This window comes from Cupriavidus gilardii (assembly GCF_013314895.1).
GTDB lineage: Bacteria > Pseudomonadota > Gammaproteobacteria > Burkholderiales > Burkholderiaceae > Cupriavidus > Cupriavidus gilardii_C.
The window spans coordinates 119,882-143,267 of record NZ_JABTYE010000015.1; the positions used below are offsets into that span (position 1 = coordinate 119,882).

Annotated in this window: 20 protein-coding genes; 9 read left to right on the plus strand and 11 right to left on the minus strand. The window is 68.0% G+C overall.

Features of this window, described 5'->3' with window-relative positions; all coding sequences use genetic code 11:
- Positions 1-20 precede the first annotated feature (20 nt).
- From HTY53_RS16035 to polA, 3 genes are all read right to left on the minus strand, one after another.
- Positions 21-896, minus strand: a complete 876-nt coding sequence (locus HTY53_RS16035; protein ID WP_174107595.1) for a dienelactone hydrolase family protein — start codon at positions 894-896, stop codon at positions 21-23.
- A gap of 163 nt (positions 897-1,059) precedes the next feature.
- Positions 1,060-2,388: an NAD(P)/FAD-dependent oxidoreductase gene (locus HTY53_RS16040; protein WP_174107596.1), complete on the minus strand. Its 1,329-nt coding sequence runs from the start codon at positions 2,386-2,388 to the stop codon at positions 1,060-1,062.
- Between the two features lie 148 nt (positions 2,389-2,536).
- Positions 2,537-5,350 carry a DNA polymerase I gene (gene polA, locus HTY53_RS16045; RefSeq protein WP_174107597.1) on the minus strand — a complete coding sequence of 938 codons (2,814 nt, stop codon included), beginning with the start codon at positions 5,348-5,350 and terminating at the stop codon, positions 2,537-2,539.
- A gap of 4 nt (positions 5,351-5,354) precedes the next feature.
- Here polA and HTY53_RS16050 point away from each other — a divergent pair, with 4 nt between their 5' ends.
- The 4 genes from HTY53_RS16050 (at position 5,355) to HTY53_RS16065 (ending at position 8,972) form a co-directional block, all read left to right on the plus strand.
- Entirely contained in the window at positions 5,355-6,323 is a 969-nt protein-coding gene (locus HTY53_RS16050; protein WP_238512465.1) for a TIGR00730 family Rossman fold protein, read from the plus strand.
- 171 nt (positions 6,324-6,494) lie between these two features.
- On the plus strand, positions 6,495-6,959 hold the full coding sequence (locus HTY53_RS16055) for a hypothetical protein (protein ID WP_238512466.1): 465 nt from the start codon (positions 6,495-6,497) through the stop codon (positions 6,957-6,959).
- A 179-nt stretch (positions 6,960-7,138) separates the two neighbouring features.
- Positions 7,139-8,122, plus strand: a complete 984-nt coding sequence (locus HTY53_RS16060; RefSeq protein ID WP_174107599.1) for a homoserine kinase — start codon at positions 7,139-7,141, stop codon at positions 8,120-8,122.
- Between the two features lie 58 nt (positions 8,123-8,180).
- Positions 8,181-8,972 (plus strand): BPSS1780 family membrane protein, encoded by a 792-nt coding sequence (locus tag HTY53_RS16065; RefSeq protein ID WP_174107600.1) that lies wholly within the window; start codon positions 8,181-8,183, stop codon positions 8,970-8,972.
- Between the two features lie 179 nt (positions 8,973-9,151).
- Here HTY53_RS16065 and HTY53_RS16070 read toward each other — a convergent pair whose 3' ends face one another.
- Together HTY53_RS16070 and HTY53_RS16075 are read right to left on the minus strand one after the other, a co-directional pair.
- The gene (locus tag HTY53_RS16070; RefSeq protein WP_174107601.1) at positions 9,152-11,512 is read right to left on the minus strand and encodes a UvrD-helicase domain-containing protein; all 2,361 of its coding nucleotides are present in this window, start codon (positions 11,510-11,512) and stop codon (positions 9,152-9,154) included.
- A gap of 66 nt (positions 11,513-11,578) precedes the next feature.
- Entirely contained in the window at positions 11,579-12,277 is a 699-nt protein-coding gene (locus HTY53_RS16075) for a TetR/AcrR family transcriptional regulator (protein ID WP_174107602.1), read from the minus strand.
- 370 nt (positions 12,278-12,647) lie between these two features.
- Here HTY53_RS16075 and HTY53_RS16080 point away from each other — a divergent pair, with 370 nt between their 5' ends.
- The 4 genes from HTY53_RS16080 to HTY53_RS16095 all read left to right on the plus strand — a co-directional run bounded on the left by HTY53_RS16080 (position 12,648) and on the right by HTY53_RS16095 (position 17,159).
- Positions 12,648-15,515 (plus strand): valine--tRNA ligase, encoded by a 2,868-nt coding sequence (locus HTY53_RS16080; protein WP_174107603.1) that lies wholly within the window; start codon positions 12,648-12,650, stop codon positions 15,513-15,515.
- Positions 15,516-15,634: 119 nt separating this feature from the next.
- Positions 15,635-16,504, plus strand: coding sequence for a UTP--glucose-1-phosphate uridylyltransferase GalU (galU, locus tag HTY53_RS16085; RefSeq protein ID WP_174107604.1), 870 nt, complete (start codon positions 15,635-15,637; stop codon positions 16,502-16,504).
- 161 nt (positions 16,505-16,665) lie between these two features.
- The gene (locus tag HTY53_RS16090; protein WP_174107605.1) at positions 16,666-17,004 is read left to right on the plus strand and encodes a nucleotidyltransferase domain-containing protein; all 339 of its coding nucleotides are present in this window, start codon (positions 16,666-16,668) and stop codon (positions 17,002-17,004) included.
- On the plus strand, positions 17,001-17,159 hold the full coding sequence (locus HTY53_RS16095) for a hypothetical protein (protein WP_174107606.1): 159 nt from the start codon (positions 17,001-17,003) through the stop codon (positions 17,157-17,159). Before HTY53_RS16090 ends, HTY53_RS16095 begins: the two co-directional genes overlap by 4 nt.
- Before the next feature lie 85 nt (positions 17,160-17,244).
- Here HTY53_RS16095 and HTY53_RS16100 read toward each other — a convergent pair whose 3' ends face one another.
- From HTY53_RS16100 to HTY53_RS16125, 6 genes are all read right to left on the minus strand, one after another.
- Positions 17,245-17,472, minus strand: a complete 228-nt coding sequence (locus tag HTY53_RS16100) for a sulfurtransferase TusA family protein (RefSeq protein WP_006578930.1) — start codon at positions 17,470-17,472, stop codon at positions 17,245-17,247.
- A 55-nt stretch (positions 17,473-17,527) separates the two neighbouring features.
- Complete coding sequence (locus HTY53_RS16105; protein ID WP_174107607.1) at positions 17,528-18,115, minus strand: NUDIX domain-containing protein; 588 nt, start codon at positions 18,113-18,115, stop codon at positions 17,528-17,530.
- A gap of 69 nt (positions 18,116-18,184) precedes the next feature.
- Positions 18,185-19,216, minus strand: coding sequence for a threonine aldolase family protein (locus tag HTY53_RS16110; protein ID WP_174107608.1), 1,032 nt, complete (start codon positions 19,214-19,216; stop codon positions 18,185-18,187).
- A gap of 70 nt (positions 19,217-19,286) precedes the next feature.
- Positions 19,287-19,475: a 4-oxalocrotonate tautomerase gene (locus tag HTY53_RS16115; RefSeq protein ID WP_006578927.1), complete on the minus strand. Its 189-nt coding sequence runs from the start codon at positions 19,473-19,475 to the stop codon at positions 19,287-19,289.
- A 55-nt stretch (positions 19,476-19,530) separates the two neighbouring features.
- On the minus strand, positions 19,531-20,316 hold the full coding sequence (locus tag HTY53_RS16120; RefSeq protein ID WP_174107609.1) for a class II aldolase/adducin family protein: 786 nt from the start codon (positions 20,314-20,316) through the stop codon (positions 19,531-19,533).
- A gap of 109 nt (positions 20,317-20,425) precedes the next feature.
- Positions 20,426-21,676, minus strand: coding sequence for a YbfB/YjiJ family MFS transporter (locus HTY53_RS16125; protein ID WP_438820967.1), 1,251 nt, complete (start codon positions 21,674-21,676; stop codon positions 20,426-20,428).
- A gap of 215 nt (positions 21,677-21,891) precedes the next feature.
- On the opposite strand from HTY53_RS16125, the gene HTY53_RS16130 reads away from it, so the two are divergent.
- Positions 21,892-23,386 (plus strand): NfeD family protein (locus HTY53_RS16130; RefSeq protein ID WP_174107610.1); only part of this gene is annotated, 1,495 nt, incomplete at its 3' end.

A 23,386-nucleotide genomic window follows, 5' to 3' on the forward strand; every position in this document is an offset into this window, starting at 1 on the left:
CGAGGGACGGCGCGATGCCGCTACGCCACCCCATGCTCCTTGAACCACGCCAGGCACTTCTGCCACCCGTCCTTCGCATCGGCTTCGCGGTAGCTCGGACGATAGTCGGCATGGAAGGCGTGGCCGGACTCGGGGTAGATGATGAACTTCGATGCCTTGGCCGCCGGGTTATTGGCCGCGGCGAGCGCCGCCTTCATCTTGTCGACGGCCTCCAGCGGAATGCCGGTGTCCTTGCCGCCGTACAGGCCCAGCACCGGGGCCTTCAGTTGGGCCGCGATATCGATCGGATGGCGCGGCTGCAACTGGGTCGTGTCGCCGCTCAGCCGGCCATACCAGGCCACGCCGGCCTTCAGTTGCCTGCTGTGCGCCGCGTAGAGCCAGACGATGCGGCCGCCCCAGCAGAAGCCGGTGATGCCGACCTTGCCGAGGTTGCCGCCGTTGGCGCCGGCCCATGCGACGGCCGCATCGAGGTCGCCCAGCACTTCGTTGTCCGGCGTCCTGGCGATGATCTCGCGCTGCAGTTCCTGGATCGTCCCGAAGCTGGTCGGATCGCCCTGGCGGGCGAACAGCTCGGGCGCGATCGCCAGGTAGCCCTGCTTGGCGAAGCGCCGGCAGGTATCGGCGATGTATTCGTGCACGCCGAAGATCTCGCTGATCACCAGCACCACCGGCAGGTCGCGCTTGCCCTGCGGCATTGCGCGGTAGATCGGCATCTTGAAGTCGCCGGACGGGATCGTGACTTCGCCGGCCGTCAGCCCGTCGAAATCGGTCTTGATCGCTTGCGCGGTGACCGGCAGTGCCGCGGCGGCGAAGGCCGAGCCGAGGGCGGTCTTGACGAAGCTGCGCCGGTCGAACGTCTGGCCGGGTACGAGGCTTTCCACTTCGGGCTTGAGCATGCGGTCTCTCCTGATGTTGGCGGACGGGCGGGACGCTGCGCCAGCGGACGAGCCGGGGCATCAGGAAGGCGATTCTAAGCAAACATGGTGTTCAGCGCACGCTGCAGGGCGGCAGCGCGGCAAACGACGGGCGTCGCCTGTCTCGCCGAGGGCCGTCCGCCGCTCAATGCAGCTTCACGCGCGGATGGGTCTTGCTGCGCAGCCAGTGGGCGACCGTATCGAGCGCCATGCGCACCGCGCCGTGCAGCGCCATCACGTGCATGCGGTACAGCGAGGTGTACATCAGCCGGGCCATCAGCCCCTCGATGAACATCGAGCCGCCGATCAGGCCGCCCATCAGATTGCCGACCGCCGTGAAACGGCCAAGCGATACCAGCGAGCCCAGATCCTTGAACTGGAATTCCGGCAGCGGCCGGCCTTCCAGCCGTGCCCGCAGCGCGTCGTACAGGAAGCTGGCCTGCTGGTGCGCGGCCTGCGCGCGCGGCGGCACCGTGGTCTGCTTGGCCGGCCACGGGCAGCTGGCGCAATCGCCGAATGCAAAGATGTCCGGGTCCTCTTCGCTCTGCAGCGTCTGCTTGACCACGATCTGTCCCTGCCGGCTCAGCGGCAGGCCCAGTGTTTTCAGTACCGGCGGTGCGGTGATCCCGGCCGCCCAGACTGTCAGCTCGGCCGGAATCCGCTTGCCGCTGGCGGTGAGGACCGCGTCGGGCCCGATCTCGGTGACACGCTCGCCGACCAGCATGCGCACGTCGAGCTTGCGCAGCAGCTCGGCGGTTTCCTTCGACACACGCTCGGACAGCGCCGGCAGGATGCGCGGACCGCCTTCGATCAGCGTGATGTGGATGTCGCGGCGCGGGTCCAGCCGGTGCAGCCCGTAGGCATTGAGCACCTGCGCGGTATTGCGCAGTTCGGCCGACAGCTCGACGCCGGTCGCGCCGGCGCCGACGATCACGACATCGACGTCGGGGCGGCCATCGCCATCGCTGTCGCCCCGCGCGAGCCCGTTCTGCGCCCGCACGCATGCCGAAATCAGCCGGCGGCGGAAGCGCTCGGCCTGCTCGACGGTATCGAGCGCGATCGCGTGCTCCGCCGCGCCGGGCGTGCCGAAGAAATGCGTGACCGAGCCGATCGCCAGCACCAGCGTGTCATAGGGAATGTCGCGCGCGGGCAGCAGTTCGATGCCGTCCTGATCGACGCAGGCAGCGACCGAGATGGTCTTGCGCGTGCGATCCAGGCCCGTCAGCTCGCCCTGCTGGAACTCGAAATGGTGCCAGAGCGCCTGCGCCGCATATTCGAGCTGGTGCGTGTTCTGATCCATGCTGCCGGCGGCGACTTCGTGCAGCAGCGGCTTCCAGATATGCGTGGGCGAGCGGTCCACCAGCGTGACATGCGCGGCGCCGCGCTTGCCCAGCTTGTCACCCAGACGCGTTACCAGTTCCAGCCCACCTGCTCCACCGCCGACTACGACAATCCGATGCGCGCTTGTTTGCATGTTCTACCCGTTCTGGATGGTCGGACCGCCGGCATGCCGGCGGGTACTGCCGCTTGCTTGTGTCTGCTTCCGTTCTTGCGTCAGTTTGCTGCAATGCAGCAAGGTTGGCAAGGCGCCGGACCGAACGCGATCACGGCGCGCACGGCGCTCAGTGCGCTTCTTCCCAGTTCGCGCCAACGCCGGTCTCGGCGACCAGCGGCACCCGCAGCTCGGCCACGCCGCACATCAGTTCAGGCAGGCGCGTGCGCACCAGTTCCAGTTCGCCGGTCGGCACCTCCAGCACCAGTTCGTCGTGCACCTGCATGATCTGGCGCGTGCCGAGCGACTCGCGCTCGATCCAGTCCTGTACCGCGATCATCGACAGCTTGATCAGATCGGCCGCGGTGCCCTGCATCGGCGCGTTGATCGCCGCGCGCTCGGCGGCCTGGCGGCGCGGACCGTTGCCGCCGTTGATGTCCGGCAGCCAAAGCCGGCGGCCGAACACGGTCTCGACATAGCCCTGTTCGCGCGCGGTCTGGCGCGTTTCTTCCATGTAGCGCGCCACGCCGGGATAGCGCATGAAATAGCGGTCGATATAGTGCTTGGCCGCTTCGCGCTCGATGCCCAGGTTGCTGGCCAGGCCGAACGCGCTCATGCCGTAGATCAGGCCGAAGTTGATGACCTTGGCATAGCGGCGCTGCTCGCTGCTGACCGCATCGGTCGCCACGCCGAAGATCTCGGCCGCGGTCGCGCGGTGAATATCGTCGCCGCGCGCAAAGGCGCCGAGCAGATTCTCGTCGCCGGAGATATGGGCCATGATGCGCAGCTCGATCTGCGAATAGTCGGCCGAGACGATCGCATGGCCGGGCGACGCGATGAAGGCCTCGCGAATGCGCCGGCCCTCCTCGGTGCGCACCGGAATGTTCTGCAGGTTCGGCTCGGTGGACGCCAGCCGGCCGGTCACCGCGGTGGCCTGGCCGTAGCTGGTATGCACGCGGCCGGTGGCCGGATTGACCATGCGCGGCAGCTTGTCGGTGTACGTCGATTTGAGCTTGGACAGCGCGCGATAGTCGAGCAGCAGGCGTGGCAGCGGATAGTCCTCGGCCAGCTTCTGCAGCACCTCTTCATCGGTCGACGGCGCGCCGCTGCTGGTCTTCTTGATGACCGGCAGCTGCATCCGTCCGAACAGGATCTCGCCGATCTGCTTGGGCGAGCCGAGATTGAACGGCTGACCGGCCGCCTCGTAGGCGCGCTGCTCCAGCTCCATCATCCGCTGACCCAGCTCCGCGCTCTGCGCGGCGAGGCGCTGCGCGTCGATCAGCACGCCGTTGCGTTCGATCTTCTGCAGCACCACCGACACCGGTATCTCGATGCGCTCGTAGACGTAGCGCAGGCCCTCGGCCGCCTCCAGCTGCGGATACATCTTGCGATGCAGGCGCAGGGTCACGTCGGCGTCCTCGGCCGCGTATTCGGTTGCGCGCGCCAGGTCGATCTGATCGAAGCACAGCTGGTTGACGCCCTTGCCGCAGACCTCTTCGTAGGTCAGCGTCTTCAGGTTGAGCAGCCGTTCGGCCAGGCTGTCCATGCCGTGATTGCGGTGCGAGGCCAGCACGTAGCTCTCGAGCATGGTGTCATGGCGGATCCCGCGCAGCGCGATGCCGTGGTTGGCGAACACATGCACGTCGTACTTCAGATGCTGGCCGACCTTGTGGTGCGCCGGATCTTCGAGCCACGCGCGCAGCCGCGCCAGCACGAAGTCGCGCGACAGCTGGCCGCGGCCTTCCATGCCGGCCACATCGGGGCCCTGATGCGCGACCGGGATATAGCAGGCAATGCCCGGCTCGACCGACAGCGAGATGCCCACCAGTTGCGCCTGCATCGGATCGATCGACGTGGTCTCGGTATCGATGCAGGTCAGCTCGGCGCGTTCGATGCGGCGCGCCCATTCCTCGAGCGCGGACTCGGTGACCACGGTCTCGTAGCGGATCTCCGCCGGGGGCGTTTCGGTCGGCGTCTCGTCGCTCGCTTCCGCGGCAGGGCCGTCGAACAGGCTGCCCTGGCCGGCACCGTTGCGCGAGGCCGCGGCGGCAGCCTGCGCACGCGCGTCGGGCAGCTTTTCGCCGGTCAGCTCGCGCAGCCAGGTCTTGAAGCCATAGCGCGAGAAGAATGCGACCAGCTTTTCCTTGTCCTCGCCGACGTCGCGCAGCGAATGGAAGTCGGGAATCGGGTCGGACAGATCGCAGTCGATCTTCACCGTCACGAGTTCGCGCGCACGCGGCAGCCATTCGAGCGTGTTGCGCAGGTTCTCGCCGACCACGCCCTTGATCTTGTCTGCATTGGCGATGATGCCGTCGAGCGAACCGTATTCGGTCAGCCATTTGACCGCAGTCTTGGGGCCGACCTTGGGCACGCCCGGCACGTTGTCGACCGCATCGCCGATCAGCGACAGATAGTCGACGATCCGCTCGGGCGGCACGCCGAACTTGGCGATCACGCCCGGCGGATCGAGGACTTCGCCGCTCATCGTATTGACCAGCGTGACGCTGTCGTTCACCAGCTGGGCCAGATCCTTGTCGCCGGTCGATACCACGGTGCGGATGCCTTCGGCGGTGGCCTGGCAGGCGAGCGAGCCGATCACGTCGTCGGCCTCGACGCCATCGACCACGACGATCGGCCAGCCCAGCGCGCGCACCGCTTCGTGGATCGGCTCGATCTGCCGCGCGAGATCGTCGGGCATCGGCGGCCGATGTTCCTTGTATGCGGGGTACAGCGCATCGCGGAAGGTCTTGCCCTTGGCGTCGAACACGCAGGCGCTATACTCTGCCGGGTAATCGTTGCGCAGCTTGCGCAGCATGTTGATCATGCCGTAGATGGCCCCCGTGGGCAGGCCTTCGCCGTTGCGCAGATCCGGCAGCGCGTGATACGCGCGGTACAGATAGCTCGACCCATCGACGAGCAGCAGTGTTTTAGGACTATCCGACATTCCCATGGACTCGAAATTGACTGGTGCCGCGGCAAGCGGTGAACCCACCGCCCCCGACCACGCCAATGGCGTGGCCGGCAGCCACAGCAACCCCGTGACCGCGGCGGTCCGTGCCAACGAAGGCAAGATCACCACGGCTGCGGATATGGATGTGAACGTCACCGTCGGCCCCGCCGACGATGGCCCGGGCGATACCGCCTCGCCCGCCGATGCGCCGGCGTCCGCCAAGGCGGCGCGGGCCAACCCGCGCAAGATGATTCCCAGCCTGCGTGCGCTGGCCGACGAAGATCGCGCGACGGCAAAGAAGGCGCGCGCCTCGTGGCAAATGTTCACGATTATGGCAGAGTTCATCGAGGCGACCGAGTACCTGTCCGAGGTCCGGCCGGCCGTGTCGATCTACGGCAGCGCGCGCCTGCGCGAGGATTCGCCGTACTACCAGCAGACCATCGAAATCGCGCGGCTGTTCTCCGACGCGGGCTTTGCCGTGATCTCCGGCGGCGGCCCCGGCATCATGGAAGCGGCCAACAAGGGCGCGCATGCGGGCAAGTCCGCCAGCGTCGGCCTCAATATCGAACTGCCGCACGAACAGCAGGGCAATCCGTATCAGGACATCGCCATGCGCTTCCGCCATTTCTTCACGCGCAAGGTGACCTTCGTCAAGAACTCGGACGCCTTCATCGTGATGCCGGGCGGCTTCGGCACGCTGGACGAACTGGCCGAGGTGCTGACGCTGGTGCAGACCGGCAAGTCGCGCGCGGTGCCGGTGGTGATGGTGGGCAGCCGCTTCTGGAAGGGGCTGCTCGACTGGTTCCGCTTCACGCTGCTGCCGATGGGCCTGATCGCCGAACACGATCTGGATCTGATGCAGATCGTCGACGAGCCGCACGAGGTGCTCGAGGCGGTCTACGACTACTACGAGCGCCGCGGCGGCGATACGCCGATCCCGCCGAAGGAAGAGATGTTCTATCTGTGAGACGGCGGCCGGCGGGCCGGAGCCGGAGTGCCCGAACCGCCTCGCCGCGGGCCCGCGGGCGGCAGGAATTGCTAGAATGCAAGCCTGATGCCCGAGTCGCGCCCGGCCCTGCCGCGCGCGGCGCCCATTCGGATGCGCCGGCACGCCGCGCGCATCGCACAGGAGCCCGAGATGACCTCCCATTCCCTTCCGGCCGCCAGCGCGGACGAGCCGGAGCCCCTGCCCGGGGTGGCGCGACGCGGCCTGACGCTGGCCGCGACGGTGCTCGCGCTGATCGCCGCACCGGTGGCGCTGGCCCAGCAGCCGGCCGAACCGTCGACGCCGCAATCGGCCCGGCAGGCCGCGGACGACAACGGCGCGCTGTCCCAGCAGGAACTGAACGAGATCAACAACAAGCCCATCGCCCCGGCGCAGCGTACGCAGTTGAACCACCCGCGCGAGCCGAGCTTCCAGCTGAACGAGGCCGATGGCACGCAGGTGCGCGAGTACCGGGACCGCCGCGGCCAGCAGGTCGATATCGAAGTGAAGTCCGGCGCCGGCACGCAGTACCAGATGAGCCGCCCGGAGGACAGCTCGCCGCGCATCCGCGAACGCGAAGTCAATCGCGTGCCTTCGGTGCGCGTGCTGCAGTTCTGAGCCTGCCGCGGACGGGGCTGCCCCGTCCGCGCGCGCCATCCGACGTTTCACCGCTCCCGGCCGGGGGTTCGCTCCCGGGCCGCGCCGGACGCCGCTGCCCGCGGCGCCACGGCATGCCGCGGGCCCATGTCCGCCGGCGCCATCCGGCTTTACATCCGGTTCCAACCAGACAAGACAGTATGGCTGTATTCACCACGGTCTCGCACGACGAGATCGCGCATTGGCTGCTCGACTACGACCTCGGTACGCTGCGCGCACTGCGCGGCATTCCCTCGGGCATCGAGAACAGCAATTTCTTCGTGACGATGGAGCAGGACGGCCAGACGCGCGACTACGTGCTGACCATTTTCGAGCGCCTGCGCTTCGACCAGCTGCCGTACTACCTGCATCTGATGGCGCATCTGGCCGAGCGCGGCATTCGCGTGCCCGCCCCGATGCCCGGCAAGGACGGCGAGATCCTGCGCACACTCAAGGGCAAGCCCGCCACCATCGTCACGCGGCTGCCGGGCAGCTCGCAGCTGTCGCCGAACGCGCAGCAGTGCGCCGAGGTCGGCGACATGCTGGCGCGCATGCATCTGGCCGGCCGCGGTTATCCGCGCCAGCAGCCGAACCTGCGCAGTTTGGCGTGGTGGCGCGAGACCGAAGGCGAGATCCTGCCATTCCTCGACGACAGCCAGCGCGCGCTGCTGCAGGACGAACTCGCGTTCCAGAGCGCGTTCTTTGGCGGCGCCGCCTATGCCGCGCTGCCGGGCGGACCCTGCCATTGCGACCTGTTCCGCGACAATGTGCTGTTCGAGGACGCGGGCAACGGCCAGTCGCGCCTGGGCGGCTTCTTCGACTTCTACTTTGCCGGCGACGACAAGTGGCTGTTCGATCTGGCCGTGACCGTCAACGACTGGTGCATCGACCTGGCCAGCGGCGAGCTCGACGCGCCGCGCGCGACGGCCCTGCTGCAGGCTTATCATGCGGTCAGACCCCTGGACGCGGTCGAGGCCGAGCACTGGCAACACATGCTGCGGGCCGGCGCGCTGCGCTTCTGGGTCTCGCGGCTGTGGGACTACCATCTGCCGCGCGAGGCCGACATGCTCGAGCCGCACGACCCGACCCACTTCGAACGCATCCTGCGCCGGCGCATCGCCGCCACCGCGCTCCCCTGGACCTGATGGGCGCCACGCCGATGGCAGCCCTTGATCGCCGCACCTGATTCGGACCCGATTCGTCATGCAACTACTGGAAGTCCCCGCCAAGGAAGGCTACGTCTGGTTCCGCCAGGGTCTGTGGCTGTTCCGCAAGAACCCGCTGACCTTCCTGATGCTGCTGTTCATCTACCTGATCGCCGCGCAGATCGCGATCTTCATTCCGCTGATCGGCATCATCGCGCTGCTGGTGCTGACGCCGGGGCTGTCGGTCGGCATCATGACCGCCTGCCGCGAGGTGATCCAGAACCGCAGGGTAATGCCGACCGTGCTGCTGGCGGGCTTTCGCAGCAACGGCAAGCAGGCGGCGCGCCATCTGCTGATCCTGGGCGGCATCTATGCGGGGCTGGTATTCGTGCTCAGCCTGATCGCCGGCACGCTGGTCGACATGCGCGCGCTGCTGCCGGTGCTGCTGAAGGAAGAGCCGCCGACGGAAGAGGCGATCCGCCAGCTGTATTTCGCGCTGCTGGTCGGCGCGGCGCTGTACACGCCGATCGCGATGATGTTCTGGTTCGCGCCGCTGCTCGCCGCCTGGCACAACGTGCCGCCGGTCAAGGCGCTGTTCTTCAGCTGGACCGCCTGCTGGCGCAACCGCGGGGCCTTCTTCGCCTATGCGATGCTGTTCGCGCTGCTGCTGGTGGCGGTGCCGTTCTTCCTCGAGGCGATCTTCAGCGCCTTCGGCGCCGAGGGCGTGCTGTCCTTCCTGGTCACGCCGTATTCGCTGCTGATGCTGGCGATCCTGTACTGCTCGTTCTATGCGACCTATCGCGGCTGCTTCAATGTCGCGCCGCCGGAGGGGGATACAGCGGTGGGTTGAAACCACCCCCTCTCCCCGGCCCTCTCCCCCTGAGGGGGAGAGGGAGAACACCGTCGGGTTATCAAGCCCAATGCGGAGAACAACCCCATCGGTTTTCTCCCCTCTCCCGCTCGCGGGAGAGGGGCCGGGGGAGAGGGCAAGCGAGACGGCAAGCGCCGCGCGCGCCCCGCCTCAATCGATCAATCGATCGCGTCCAGCTTTGCCACCGACAGCGCCAGCCACTTGGCGCCGTGTCGCTTGAACTCGATATTGGCGCGCGCGTCGGCGCCCTCGCCTTCCAGCGCCTTGATCACGCCCTCGCCGAACTTGTTGTGGAAGACCTGCTGGCCGATGCGCCAGCCGGACTCCGCCTGCCGCTTCTGGTCGGCATAGCCGTTGCCGGTATCCATGCCGCCGGTCGAACGGCTGCCGGTATAGGGGACATCCTCGGCGCGCTTGTACCAGTCGCGGCCCCACGCGCTCTCCGATGACTGGCGCCGCTGCGCGCCGTAGCTCTGCGCCGGCGGGGTCAGCCACTTCAGCGCGCCCTCGGGCAGCTCGTCGAAGAAGCGCGAGCGGATGTGGTAGCGCACCTGTCCATGCAGCACGCGGCTCTGCGCGAACGACAGGTACAGCCGCTCGCGCGCCCGCGTGATCGCCACATACATCAGCCGGCGCTCTTCCTCGAGCCCGTCGGCGTCGAGCATGCTGTTCTCGTGCGGGAACAGCCCTTCCTCCAGCCCGGTGATGAACACCACATTGAATTCGAGGCCCTTGGCCGCGTGCACGGTCATCATCTGCACCGCGTCCTGGCCGGCCTGCGCCTGGTTGTCGCCGGCTTCCAGCGAGGCGTGCGTCAGGAACGCGACCAGCGGCGTCATGACCTCGGGCAGCGCTTCCGGGTCCAGCACCTGCTGTTCCTGGTCGCCCTCGGCCAGCGCCGGCAGCGGCCGATCGAGGCTCTGCCGGCGGCTGACCGGGATCGCGTTGGCCGGCGCATCGAGCCCGTAGCCCTCCTCGACCACGAAGGCCTGCGCCGCCGTCACCAGTTCGCGCAAGTTTTCGATGCGGTCCTGGCCTTCCTTCTCGGCCTGGTAATGGGTGATCAGGCCGCTGGTATTGATCACGTATTCGACCGTCTCCGGCAGCGTCATCTGGCGGGTCTCGAAGCGCATCTGGTCGATCAGCCGGACGAACGACGCCAGCTTGCCGCCGGCCGCGCCGGCAACATAGGCCACCGCCTCCGTCAGCGCGCAGTTGTACTGCCGCGCGGCGTCCTGCAGCGACTCGATCGAACGCGCGCCGATGCCGCGCGTGGGGAAGTTGACCACGCGGGCGAAGGCGGCGTCGTTGCGCGGATTCTCCAGCAGTTGCAGATAGGCCAGCGCGTGCTTGACCTCGGCGCGCTCGAAGAAGCGCAGGCCGCCATAGACGCGGTACGGAATGCCCGACGAGAACAACGCGTGCTCGATTACCCGCGACTGCGCGTTGCTGCGATACAGGATCGCGATCTCCGCGCGGCTGGTGCCCTGCGCGATCTGATCGCGGATCTCCTCGACCAGCCAGCTCGCCTCCTGCCCGTCGGTGCCGGCCTGGAAGACCCGCACCGGCTCGCCGTGGCCCGCATCGGTGCGCAGGTTCTTGCCGAGCCGGCGCGCGTTGTGGGCGATCAGGTGGTTGGCCGAGTCCAGGATATGGCCGTGCGAGCGGTAGTTCTGCTCCAGCTTGATCAGATGGCGCACGCGGAACTCGTGCTCGAAGTCGCGCATGTTGCCGACATTGGCGCCGCGGAACGCATAGATGCTCTGGTCGTCGTCGCCCACCGCGAACACCGCGGCCGCGTTGCCGGTACCGAAGCCAGCCAGCAGCTTCAGCCACTGGTACTGCAGCACGTTGGTGTCCTGGAACTCGTCGACCAGCACATGGCGGAAGCGGTGCTGATAGTGCTGGCGGATCGCGTCGTTGTAACGCAGCAGCTCGTAGCAGCGCAGCAGCAGCTCGGCGAAATCCACCACGCCCTCGCGCTGGCACTGCTCGTCGTAGGCGGCATACAGATCGACGAAGCGGCGGTTGAAGTCGTCGTTGGCCTCGACATCGGCCGCGCGCAGGCCCTGCTCCTTGGCGCTGTTGATGAAGTACTGCAGGTTCTTGGCCGGATACTTTTCGTCGTCGACGTTCAGCGACTTCAGCAGGCGCTTGAGCGCCGACAACTGGTCCTGACTGTCGAGGATCGAAAAGGTCTGCGGCAGGCCGGCATCGCGGAAATGCGCGCGCAGCATGCGGTTGCACAGGCCGTGGAAGGTACCGATCCACATGCCGCGCGTGTTGATCGGCAGCATCGACGAGAGCCGCGTCTGCATCTCCTTGGCGGCCTTGTTGGTGAAGGTCACCGCCAGGATGCCCGCCGGCGACACGCGGCCGTTCTGGATCAGCCACGCGATGCGCGTGGTCAGCACGCGCGTCTTGCCGCTGCCCGCGCCCGCCAGGATCAGCGCCGGTTCGTCCGGCAGCGTGACGGCGGCAAGTTGTTCGGCGTTCAGATTGGCAAGCAGATCGGACATCGGGAGGGGCCTTGAGGAATCGGGCCATTATAACGGCGCGCCCCTCTCCGGCCCTTGCCGCACGCGCTAGGACGCCGACGCGTCGTCGAGCCGCTGCGGCTCGAAGCAGGGCGCCAGGCACGCCTTCAGCAGACGCCGGGCCTCGCCGTGGATCCGCTCGCGCACCGCCTCGCCCTCGAGTTCGGCCAGGTCCATCAGCGCGGTGAGCACTTCGATGGCGCAGCGCGCGGTCAGGCGGGCGTCTTCCTCGGCCACCTGCTGGTGCTGCATCAGCCAGCGCGCCAGCAGCTCGGCGACCTCTCGGCTGGTGGCATCGTGGATGCGGCGCAGCTCCGGCGACGACTGCATCGCCCGGCGCAGCGCGATGCTGCCCGGCTGGCGGCTGCGCGCGGTGCGGACCTGGTCGAACACCGCATCGACCACCGCGCGCCAGTCCGCCACCGCCCCGGCCGACGGCAGCACCGCCAGCGAATCGGCCGCGCGCTGGCGCATCTGGTGCTCGAACAGCGCGTTGATGACCGACAGCTTGTTGGGAAAGTACTTGTACAACGTGGCGATATTGATCCCCGCACGGCTGGCGATCAGATTGGTGGTGATCCGCTCGACCCCGACTTCGTCCAGCAGCGACGCGGTGGTATCGAGAATGCGTTCGAAGGTGACCCGGCCGCGCGCCCGCACCGGAGCCCGGCGCAAGCGCAGCAGCAGCGGCGCCAGGCTGTGGCCGGCGGCGCCTCCCTGATTGTGTTCGTTATCGTTCTGGTTCATGTCCATGACCCGGCCGTCGGCCGACAGCTGCGCCGGGCCCGCCCGTGCCCCGGCAACCCGCCCGGACCGCCATGCGGCGTCCCCTGCCCGAGCCCCCAACGCAGACGATAGGCCCGGCGGCGCGCCTCGACCGTGCTCTAGCGAACGCATCGGCGGCAACGAAGGGGCGATACTGCGGTTCGTCCTGCGGTGGATGTGAAGCGGCGCGCGGCGGGCAGGCGCGCCCCGCATGGGCATTTTGGGCGTCACCGAGCGGGCTCCCCTATAATTTAGGGCTTGTCTCCCTTTGGCCGCGCCCGCCAGGCGCGCACCAGACCGCGAGAGCCGCACCGGCTCGCTCGGCCTTCACGCATCGATCGACATCCCAAGCATGACCGCCCAAGACCAGTCCCTAGCCAAGAGCTTCGAACCCGCCGCCATCGAGGCAAAATGGGGCCCCGAGTGGGAAAAACGGGGAATCGCCAAGCCGACCCTCGACCCGGACCGGCCCGATTTCGCCATCCAGCTGCCGCCGCCCAACGTCACCGGCACGCTGCACATGGGACACGCGTTCAACCAGACCATCATGGACGGCCTGGCGCGGCATGCGCGCATGCGGGGCGCCAACACGCTGTGGGTACCCGGCACCGACCACGCCGGCATCGCGACGCAGATCGTGGTCGAGCGCCAGCTCGACGCGCAGGGCGTCTCGCGGCACGACCTCGGCCGCGAGGCCTTCGTGCAGAAGGTGTGGGCCTGGAAGGAGGAATCGGGATCGACCATCACGCGGCAGGTGCGGCGCATGGGCGCGTCGATCGACTGGAGCCGCGAATATTTCACGATGGACCCGAAGATGTCCGCCGTGGTCACCGAGGTGTTCGTGCGCCTGCATGAGCAGGGGCTGATCTACCGCGGCAAGCGGCTGGTCAACTGGGACCCGGTGCTGGGCACCGCCGTGTCCGATCTGGAGGTCGACAGCGTCGAGGAAGAAGGCTCGCTCTGGCATATCCGCTATCCGCTGGTCGAGCCGGATACGCGCACGGGGCTGACCCATCTGACGGTGGCCACCACCCGTCCGGAAACCATGCTCGGCGACGTCGCGCTGATGGTCCATCCGGAGGACGAGCGCTACGCGCATCTGATCGGCAAGATGGCGAAGCTGCCGCTGACCGATCGCGAGATCCCGGTGATCGCCGACGACTACGTCGACCGCGAATTCGGTACCGGCGTGGTCAAGGTCACGCCCGGCCACGACTTCAACGACTATGCGGTGGGCCAGCGCCACAACCTGCCGCAGATCTCGGTGCTGACGCTGGACGCGAAGATCGCCGACAACGCGCCGGCGCAGTACGTCGGCCTGGACCGCTTCGAGGCGCGCCGCCGCATCGTCGCCGACCTCGACGGGCAGGGCCTGCTGGTCGAGGTCAAGAAACACAAGCTGATGACGCCCAGGAGCGAGCGCACCGGCAGCGTGATCGAGCCGATGCTGACGGACCAGTGGTTCGTCGCGATGAGCAAGCCCGCGCCGGAAGGCACCTTCCATCCGGGCCGCTCGATCGCCGAGGTCGCGCTCGATGCCGTGCAAAGCGGGGAAATCCGCCTGATCCCGGAGAACTGGGTCAGCACCTACAACCAGTGGCTGGCCAATATCCAGGACTGGTGCATCTCGCGCCAGCTGTGGTGGGGCCATCAGATTCCGGCCTGGTACGACGAGGCCGGCAACTGCTACGTCGCGCGCACTGAAGAGCAGGCGCGCGCGCAGGCGCAGTCGGCCGGCTTTGACGGGCCGCTGCGCCGCGACGAAGACGTGCTCGACACCTGGTTCTCGTCGGCGCTGGTGCCGTTCTCCTCGTTGGGCTGGCCCGAAAAGACGCCCGAACTCGAACACTTCCTGCCGTCGTCGGTGCTGGTCACCGGCTACGACATCATCTTCTTCTGGGTCGCGCGCATGGTCATGATGACCAAGCACTTCACCGGCCAGGTCCCGTTCAAGGACGTGTACGTACACGGCCTGGTGCGCGACTCCGAAGGCAAGAAGATGAGCAAGTCCGAGGGCAACACGCTCGATCCGGTCGATCTGATCGACGGCATCGCGCTGCCCGAACTGCTGAAGAAGCGCACCACCGGCCTGCGCCGGCCCAAGGATGCGCCGAAGATCGAGGCCAAGACGAAGAAGGAATTTCCGGACGGCATCCCGGCCTTCGGCGCCGACGCACTGCGCTTCACCTTCGCCTCGCTCGCCACGCTCGGGCGCAACATCAACTTCGACACCGGCCGCTGCGAGGGCTACCGCAACTTCTGCAACAAGCTGTGGAACGCGACCCGCTTCGTGCTGATGAACACCGAGGGGCACGACTGCGGCATGGGGCCGTGCAACCAGGACTGCGGCCCGGACGGCTACCTGGACTTCTCGCAGGCCGACCGCTGGATCGTGTCGCTGCTGCAGCGGGTCGAGGCCGAGGTCGACAAGGGCTTCGCCGAATACCGCTTCGACAATATCGCCAACGCGATCTACAAGTTCGTCTGGGACGAGTACTGCGACTGGTATCTGGAGCTGGCCAAGGTGCAGATCCAGAACGGCACGCCGGCGCAGCAGCGCGCCACGCGCCGCACGCTGCTGCGCGTGCTCGAGACCGTGCTGCGGCTGGCGCATCCGATCATCCCGTTCATCACCGAGGAGCTGTGGCAGAAGGTCGGACCGCTGGCCGGCCGCGGCAAGGGCGACGGCAGCGAATCGATCGCGCTGCAGCCCTACCCGCTCGCCGCTGCAGCCAAGATCGACGAAACGGCCGAGGCGTGGGTCGCGCAGCTCAAGGCGATGGTCGACGCCTGCCGCAACCTGCGCGGCGAAATGAACATCTCGCCGGCGCAGCGGATTCCGCTGTACGCGCACGGCGACAGCACGTTCCTGAACGCGGCGAAGCACTATATCCAGGCGCTGGCGAAACTTTCCGAGGTTCGCGTCTTCGAAGACGAGCAGACCCTGATGGCCGAAGGCGCTGGTGCGCCGGTTGCCATCGTCGGCGGCAGCCACCTGCTGCTGAAGATCGAAATCGATGTCGCCGCCGAACGCGTTCGCCTCGGCAAGGAAATCCAGCGCATCGGCGGCGAGATCGCCAAGGCCCGCGGCAAGCTGGCCAACGAGAGTTTCGTCGCCAAGGCGCCGGCGGCGGTGGTCGAACAGGAAAACCAGCGGCTGGCCGACTTCGAACAGACGCTGGCCAAGCTGCAGGACCAGTTGCAACGGCTGCCGGCATGACGTCGACACCGACCGCGTCGGCGTTCGGTGTCGGCATCCGTGCCGGCAGCGCGGTCCAGGGCATGCGCCTTGCTTTAACGCAAGGCTGACGACATCAAAACTGAGAAGGAGCCTCTTTTATGGAAACCCGCGTCACCAAGGCCGTATTCCCGGTAGCCGGGCTCGGCACCCGTTTCCTGCCCGCAACCAAGGCGAGCCCGAAGGAAATGCTGCCCGTGGTGGACAAGCCGCTGATCCAGTATGCGGTCGAAGAGGCGATGGCCGCCGGCATCACGGAGATGATCTTCGTGACCGGCCGCTCCAAGCGAGCGATCGAAGACCATTTCGACAAGGCCTACGAGCTCGAGGTCGAGCTGGAGGCGAAAAACAAGCAGGCGCTGCTCGAGGTGGTCCGCTCGATCAAGCCGTCGCATGTGGAATGCTTCTACGTGCGCCAGCCCGAGGCGCTCGGCCTGGGCCACGCCGTGCTGTGCGCCGAGAAGCTGGTCGGCGACACCCCGTTCGCCGTGATGCTGGCGGACGACCTGCTGGATGGCGAGCCGCCCGTGATGAAGCAGATGGTCGACCTCTACAACCATTACAACTGCTCCATCCTCGGTGTGGAAGAAATTGCACCCGAGCAGAGTAAATCTTACGGGGTCGTCGACGGCCGGGAGTGGGACGAAGGCGTGATCAAGGTCGCCGGCCTCGTCGAAAAGCCGGATCCCGAAGTGGCCCCGTCCAATCTCGGCGTGGTCGGCCGCTATATCCTGACTCCCCGCATCTTCGAACATATCCGCAACCTGAAGCCCGGCGCCGGCGGCGAATTCCAGCTGACCGACGCGATCCAGTCGCTGCTCGGCCAGGAACAGGTACTGGCCTACCGCTATCAGGGCGTGCGCTACGACTGCGGCAGCAAGCTCGGCTATCTGAAGGCGATGGTCGAGTTCGCGCTCAAGCATCCCGAGGTCCGCGACGAGTTCGGCAGCTATCTGCGCGAGCGGATCTGAGCCAGAAGCGGGTCAGCGTTGTCCCCGGCCGCCGTGGCAGACGGGACGCGCAAGGGCGGCAGCGCATGCTGGCGCCCGACCCATGGGTCGTATGGTCGAGGTGCTGGCATTGCACTATCATGGCTGCGGTATCCAAGCAGCACTTGCCATGGGAGCCCACTGTGAACCGCCTCGACCATGACACCGAAGCCGCCGTCCGGCACTTCCTGCGCCTGATTTCCCGCCGTTATCCGACCGCGGGCGCCATCGTCTACGGCAGCCGCGCCCGTGGCACTCACCGCCCCGACAGCGATGCCGATGTGGCCGTCCTGCTCGCCGGCGAACATCAGCGATTTCTCCCGACCAAGCTGGCGATGGCGGACGTCGCCTTCGATGTCCTGCTCGAAACCGGCGTCAATATTTCGCCGTTACCGGTCTGGCTCGATGAGTGGGAGCATCCTGAGGCGTACGACAATCCTGCCCTGCTGCGGAACATCGCTATCGAAGGCGTCCGCCTGTGAACGGCAAACTGACACCTGCAACATTGATGGCCAAGGCCGATTACAAGAGCAACTCGGTCGAACTGGCCGACGCCGCGGAACTCGTCGGGCAGGCGGAGATGTTTGTGACCGCCATGCGCACAGCATTTCCGTCGGCGGCCTCCGACAACGGCTAAGCAAGGCCCGTGTGGGCTGCGTCGCCGAATGGCAAAACAAAAAAAGCCACCTGACGGTGGCTTTGTCGTTTGCAGCGCGGTCTGCTTACCGGCGCTTCATATAGAACACGAACACCTTGTCGACCTCCTGGTGCGACAGCAGCTCGTTGCCGGTCTGCTTGGCGAAGGCCTGGAAGTCGCGCGTGGCGCCCGGGTCGGTGGCCAGCACCTTCAGCACTTCTCCGCTGGCCATATCGGCCAGCGCCTTCTTGGTCCGCAAAATCGGCAGCGGGCAGTTCAGCCCGCGCGCGTCCACTTCCTTCTGGAACTCCATGGTCTCTTCCTTGTTTCCCTGGTATGGGCGATGTCGGCAAGCCTTCCTTGAGGCTTCATGGCCGGTATTGTAGCGTCGCGCCGGCGCCCTCCGTCTGCGCGGCCTGGCGCGGATCGGGGATGTCCTCGCCGGTCTGGCGGTCGAAGAAGCGCACCGGATAGCCGCGCGCGGCCAGCCAGTCGGCCACCGCGAAGCCGGTGCCGGCGTTCCAGATCCGCATCTTCTCCGGCGCCACCAGCTTGTAGTCGGCCAGCTCTTCCGACAGCGCGATGGTGCCGGTCGCGCGCACGTGGTAGGCGATGATCAGCTCGTTCTTGCGCATGAATTCGTAGACGCCGATCAGCGACACCGATTGCGCATCGAGATTGGTCTCTTCCTTCAGCTCGCGCGCGACGCCCGCTTCCGGCGTTTCGTCGCGCTCCAGAAAGCCGGTGACCAGCGCATACATCGACGGCGGCCACGCGGCATTGCGCGCCAGCAGCAGCTTGCCCTCGTACTCGACCACCGCGGCCAGCACCGGCAGCGGGTTGTCCCATTGGACGAACTGGCAGTCGTCCTGCACGCAGGCCATGCGTTCGCGCCCGGACATCGGCAGCGCCATCAGCGGCGTGCCGCAGTGGGGACAGTAGCGATAGGAGGGCATGGCTCGATTTCCTGTTCGATGGCGCGATGCGCCGGGGTCAGACAGCGATCCGCGTGGACGCGCCGGGAGTCACGCGGCGCAAACCTCGCGCATGTCCGCCGCCAGCGCTTCGACCGTCTCGGGCTGCAGATCCCACGCGCACATGAAGCGGCAGCCGCCGGCGCCGATGAAGGTATAGAAGCGCCAGCCGCGCGCGCGCAGCGCCTCGATCGCCGGCAGCGGCAGTTCGGCGAACACGGCGTTGGCCTGGGTCGGGAACATGATGCGCACGCCGGGAATGCTGGCGATCCGATCGTGCAGCAGCTGCGCCATCGCGTTGGCATGGCGGGCGTTGGACAGCCACACGTCGTTCTCCAGCAGCCCCAGCCACGGCGCCGAGATGAAACGCATCTTCGAGGCCAGTTGCCCCGCCTGCTTGACGCGATAGGCGAAATCCTCGGCCAGCTTGCGATCGAAGAACACCACCGCCTCGCCGACCGGCAGGCCGTTCTTGGTGCCGCCGAAACACAGCACGTCGACGCCCGCGCGCCACGTGATCTCGGACGGATGCACGCCCAGCGACGCGACCGCGTTCGCAAAGCGCGCGCCGTCCATATGCACCCGCAGCTGCCGCCGCTTGGCGATCGCCGAGATCGCGCGGACTTCCTCTACCGTGTAGACGGTGCCGACCTCGGTCGACTGCGTCAGCGACACCACCTTGGGCTTCGGATAGTGGATATCGTTGCGGCGCGTAACCAGCGCCTCGATCGCGTCCGGCGTCAGCTTGCCGTTCGCCCCGGGCGCCGTCAGCAGCTTCGAGCCGTTGGAGAAGAACTCCGGCCCGCCGCATTCGTCGGTCTCGATATGCGCCAGCTCGTGACAGATCACGGAGTGATACGACTGGCACAGCGCCGACAGCGCCAGCGAATTGGCCGCCGTGCCGTTGAACACGAAGAACACTTCGCAATCGGTCTGGAACAGGTCGCGGATGCGATCGCAGACCTTCTGCGTCCACGAGTCGTCGCCATAGGCCTGCTCGTGGCCGCTGCCGTTGGCTTCGAGGAAGTACTTCAGCGATTCCGGGCAGAAGCCGGCGTAGTTGTCCGAGGCGAAATGCTGCATGACCGTTCCGTTCAGAGGCGCCAGGCGCCGGTTCATGGATGCCCGCGCATGGCGCGGCTTGCGCGAGGCCTTACTTCTTGTCGGCCCACAGCTCGCCGCCGGTGGCCCAGTTCTCGCGCTTGACGTCGGTGATGATGATGTCGACCGCGCCGGCCGAGCAGCCGAGCGTTTCGCAGGTGACACGGGTCACTTCCTCGACGAACTTGCGCTTCTGCTCGACGGTGCGGCCCTCGAACATCTCTACGTGGAAAGTCGGCATGAATGGCTCCTGTTGTTATGGGTGAAGGGTGCAGGGACTGAAGCGGGCGGTGCCGTCAGTCCCGATATGAGGGATCGATTTTATCGAGTTTGCGCAGCAGCGACGGCCATTCCAGCGCGCCCTCGATGGCGCCGCCGTCGTCGAGCTGGGCCGAGGTCCGCGTCGCCACCTCGACCGCGGGCAGCACCACGCGGTTCGCGGCCAGCGCGCCGAGCTGGATTTCGCAGGCCTTGATCAGCGTGGCCATCAGCACATAGGCCTCGGCGACGGTGCGACCCACCGTCAGCGTGCCGTGGTTGCGCAGCAGCATGGCGGGATGGCCGCCCAGCGAGGCAGTCAGCCGCGCGCCCTCGGCGGGCGTGAAGGCCAGGCCCTCGTAATCGTGATAGGCGAGCCGGCCATGGAAGCGCATCGCATGCTGCGACAGCGGCAGCAGGCCGTCGGCCTGGGCCGATACCGCGACGCCCGCGGTATTGTGCAGGTGCATCACGCAGACCGCATCGGGACGCGCCGCGTGCACGGCCGCGTGCAGCGCAAAGCCGGTCACGTTGACCGGATGCGGGCTGTCGCCGACCACCTCGCCGCGGCCGTTGATCTTGACCAGATCCGACGCGCGGATCTCGTCGAAGGCATGGCCGAAGGGATTGATCAGGAAGTGATCGGGCTCGTCCGGCACCGTCGCCGAGATATGCGTGTAGATCAGGTCGTCCCAGCCGGCCAGCGCGCACAGCCGGTACGCCGCGGCAAGATCGATGCGCGTGCGGCGCTCGGCCTCGGAGGCGGTCGCAGATGCGTTGGCGGAGGCGCCGGTGGCGCGGGCGGGTTGCAGGGCGAAGGACATCGATGGCTCCTTGCGCGTTCGGCGATGCCGGCCCGGAAGCCGGCCGCCGACGGCGGCGAAGGCGATACTGTAGCCCAAGCGCGAAGGCCGGTGGACCGCCGGCCTCGGCTCAGGCGTGCGGCGCCGCCGCGGACGGCAGCGGCGCGACCCGACGCAGCCACAGGTAGATCAGCGCCCCGATCAGCAGCGCCACCGCCGCGCCGATCAGCGAGGCGGCAAAGCCGCCGGTGCGGGCCACCAGCGCGGTGGCGAACGGCGGCCCGACGATCTGCCCGAGCCCGTAGGCCGCGGTCATCAGGCCGATCAGCCGCGGCGCCTGCTCGCCCGCAAGCCGGCGCGCCTCGTGCATGGCGAACAGCACCAGCGCCGTGAACGGCAGCCCGGCCAGCAGGCTGCTCAGCGCGAATCCGGCCAGCGTCGGCCACACCGCCGCGATCGCCACGCCCGCCGCCTGCATGCCATAGGCCAACGCCAGCAGCACGCGGTTGTCGTGCCGCACGCCGATGCGCACCGCCGTCAGCGCGCCGAGCGCCACGGCGGCGCCGAACAGCGGCCAGAACAGGTCCGCCCACAGCGAGCCCGGCATCGCCTGGCGCGCGATCACGGGCAGGAAGGTCGCGGTGATGATGTAGCCGAAGCCGGCCAGACCGTAGGCCACCGTCAGCGCCCAGGCCTCGCCGGAAATCGTGGCCCGCCGGGCCGGCGCGGCGCTCGTGGACGTTGCGGCCGTGCGCTGCACCGCATCGGGCTGAAAGATGCGCCACACCGCCGCCACGAGCAGCAGCGCCAGCACGCCGAACGCGATCCAGCCCCAGGCCGCGCTCCAGCGCATGCCGACCATGCCGAAGGCCGATACCCCGGTGGCGACGATGCCGATGCCCGGTCCGCAGAAGATCAGACCGCCGAGCGCCGGCTTGCCGGCCTCGGCCAGCCGCTGCATGCACCAGGCCGTCGTGTAGACCAGTACGAACGCGCTGGCGACGCCGGCTGCCGCGCGCCACAGCGACCAGGCCAGCATGCCCAGCGGCAGCGCCATCGCCAGCGTCAGCGCCACGGTGGCCGCCAGCCCCCAGCGCACCATGCGCGCAGCATCGGGCCGGATCAGCAGGCAGGCCAGCGCGCCGACGAAATAGCCGATGTAGTTCCAGGTCGCGATCCACCCGCCCTGATGCAGCGTCACGCTGCCGTCGTGCAGCATCATCGGCAGCAGTGGCGTGAAGGCGAAGCGGCCGATGCCCATGGCGACCGCCAGCGACACCAGGCCGCCGAGCGCGACCGCCCATGCGCCCGGACGGTGGGCTTCGCTACCGGCGAGCGCGCCGTGGACCAGCTCGGGATTGCGGGAGGGCGAGACTGACACGATGCGGATTCTCCGTTCTGGCGCGTCGGCAATCCCGCTATCGTACCCGCGGCCGGCAAAGCACGACGGCGGGGCCGGCAAGACCACGCCACCGTCCCGGGCAAGCGGTGTCGTGTCGCCTACACTGGAAGCAGCGCCGCCAGGCGCCCACCGCGCACCGCGGTTCGGCCGGCCAGGACGACATCGGCGGCCCTCCACTTCACGAGCGCAGATCCATGAACGCACAGGCAAGGTTCGCGCAACGTCTCGCCGCCGTGCTGCTGCTGATTGCCGGCATGACCCTGGCGCTGGCCCAGCCTGGCGGCACGGCGAACCCCGCGCGTGCGCAGCCGAACCCGGCCGCGCCGGTCTATCTGATCCCGCTCAAGGGCGCCGTCGGCCCGGCCAGCGCGAGCTTCCTGCGGCGCGGCTTCGAGCAGGCGCGCCAGGCCGGGGCCCAGCTGATCGTGCTGGAGATGGACACGCCGGGCGGCCTGGACCCGTCGATGCGGCAGATCATCCAGGACATCCTCGCCAGCCCGGTGCCGGTGCTCAGCTACGTCTATCCCGGCGGGGCGCGCGCGGCGAGCGCGGGCACCTACATCCTCTACGCGAGCCACCTGGCCGCGATGGCGCCGGGCACCAATCTGGGCGCGGCCAGCCCCGTGCGGCTCGGCATCGGCGGGCCCGAGCGCGAAGACCGGGGTCAGCGCGGGGAGCGTCCGGTGCGTGCCGTGCCCGCATCGGAGGGCGCGGCCAGCGCGGCAAGCGCGCCCGGCGGTGCCGCCTCCTCGGACAGGAAGGACGACTCGCTGAGCACGCTCGAGCGCAAGCAGCTGCACGATGCCGCCGCCTATATCCGCGGCCTGGCGCAGCTGCGCGGGCGCAATGCCGAATGGGCCGAGCGCGCGGTGCGCGAAGCGGTCAGCCTGTCGGCCGACGAGGCCGCGGCGCAGCGCGTGGTCGACCTGATCGCGCCCGATGTGCCGGCGCTGCTGCGCGCAGTCGACGGGCGCGCCGTGGTCGCCGCCGGCGCGTCGCGCACGCTGCGTACCGCGCAGGCCAGCGTGGTCGAGCTCGAGCCCGACTGGCGCTATCGGCTGCTGGCGGTACTCACCGAACCGAGTGTCGCGCTGATCCTGATGATGATCGGCATCTACGGGCTGATCTTCGAGTTCTCGACGCCCGGCATGGTGCTGCCAGGCGTGGCCGGCGCGATCTGTCTGCTGCTGGCGCTGTTCGCGCTGCAGATGCTGCCGATCAATTACGCCGGCCTGGCGCTGATCGCGCTGGGCATCGGCTGCATGGTGGCCGAGGCCTTCCTGCCGAGCTTCGGCGCGCTCGGCCTGGGCGGCATCGTGGCCTTCGCGCTCGGCGCGGTGATGCTGATCGACACCGACATCCCGGGCTTCGGCGTGCCGCTGTGGCTGATCGGCACGCTGTCGCTGGCGGCGGCCGCGCTGAGCTTCGGCGTGTCGGCGGCCGCCGTGCGTGCGCGCCGGCAGCCCGCGGTGATCGCCGACACCCGCGTGGTCGGCAATGCCGGCCGCATCATCGACGAAGGCTGGGCCGAAGTACAGGGCGAACGCTGGCGCGTGCGCAGCGCGGCGCCGCTGCAGACCGGGCAGGCGGTGCGCGTGACCGGCCGGCTGGGACTGGTGCTCGACGTCGAGCCCGCCGACACGGCAGCCGACACGGCAGCCGACGCCGCCAACCCCGCCCCTGCCGCCG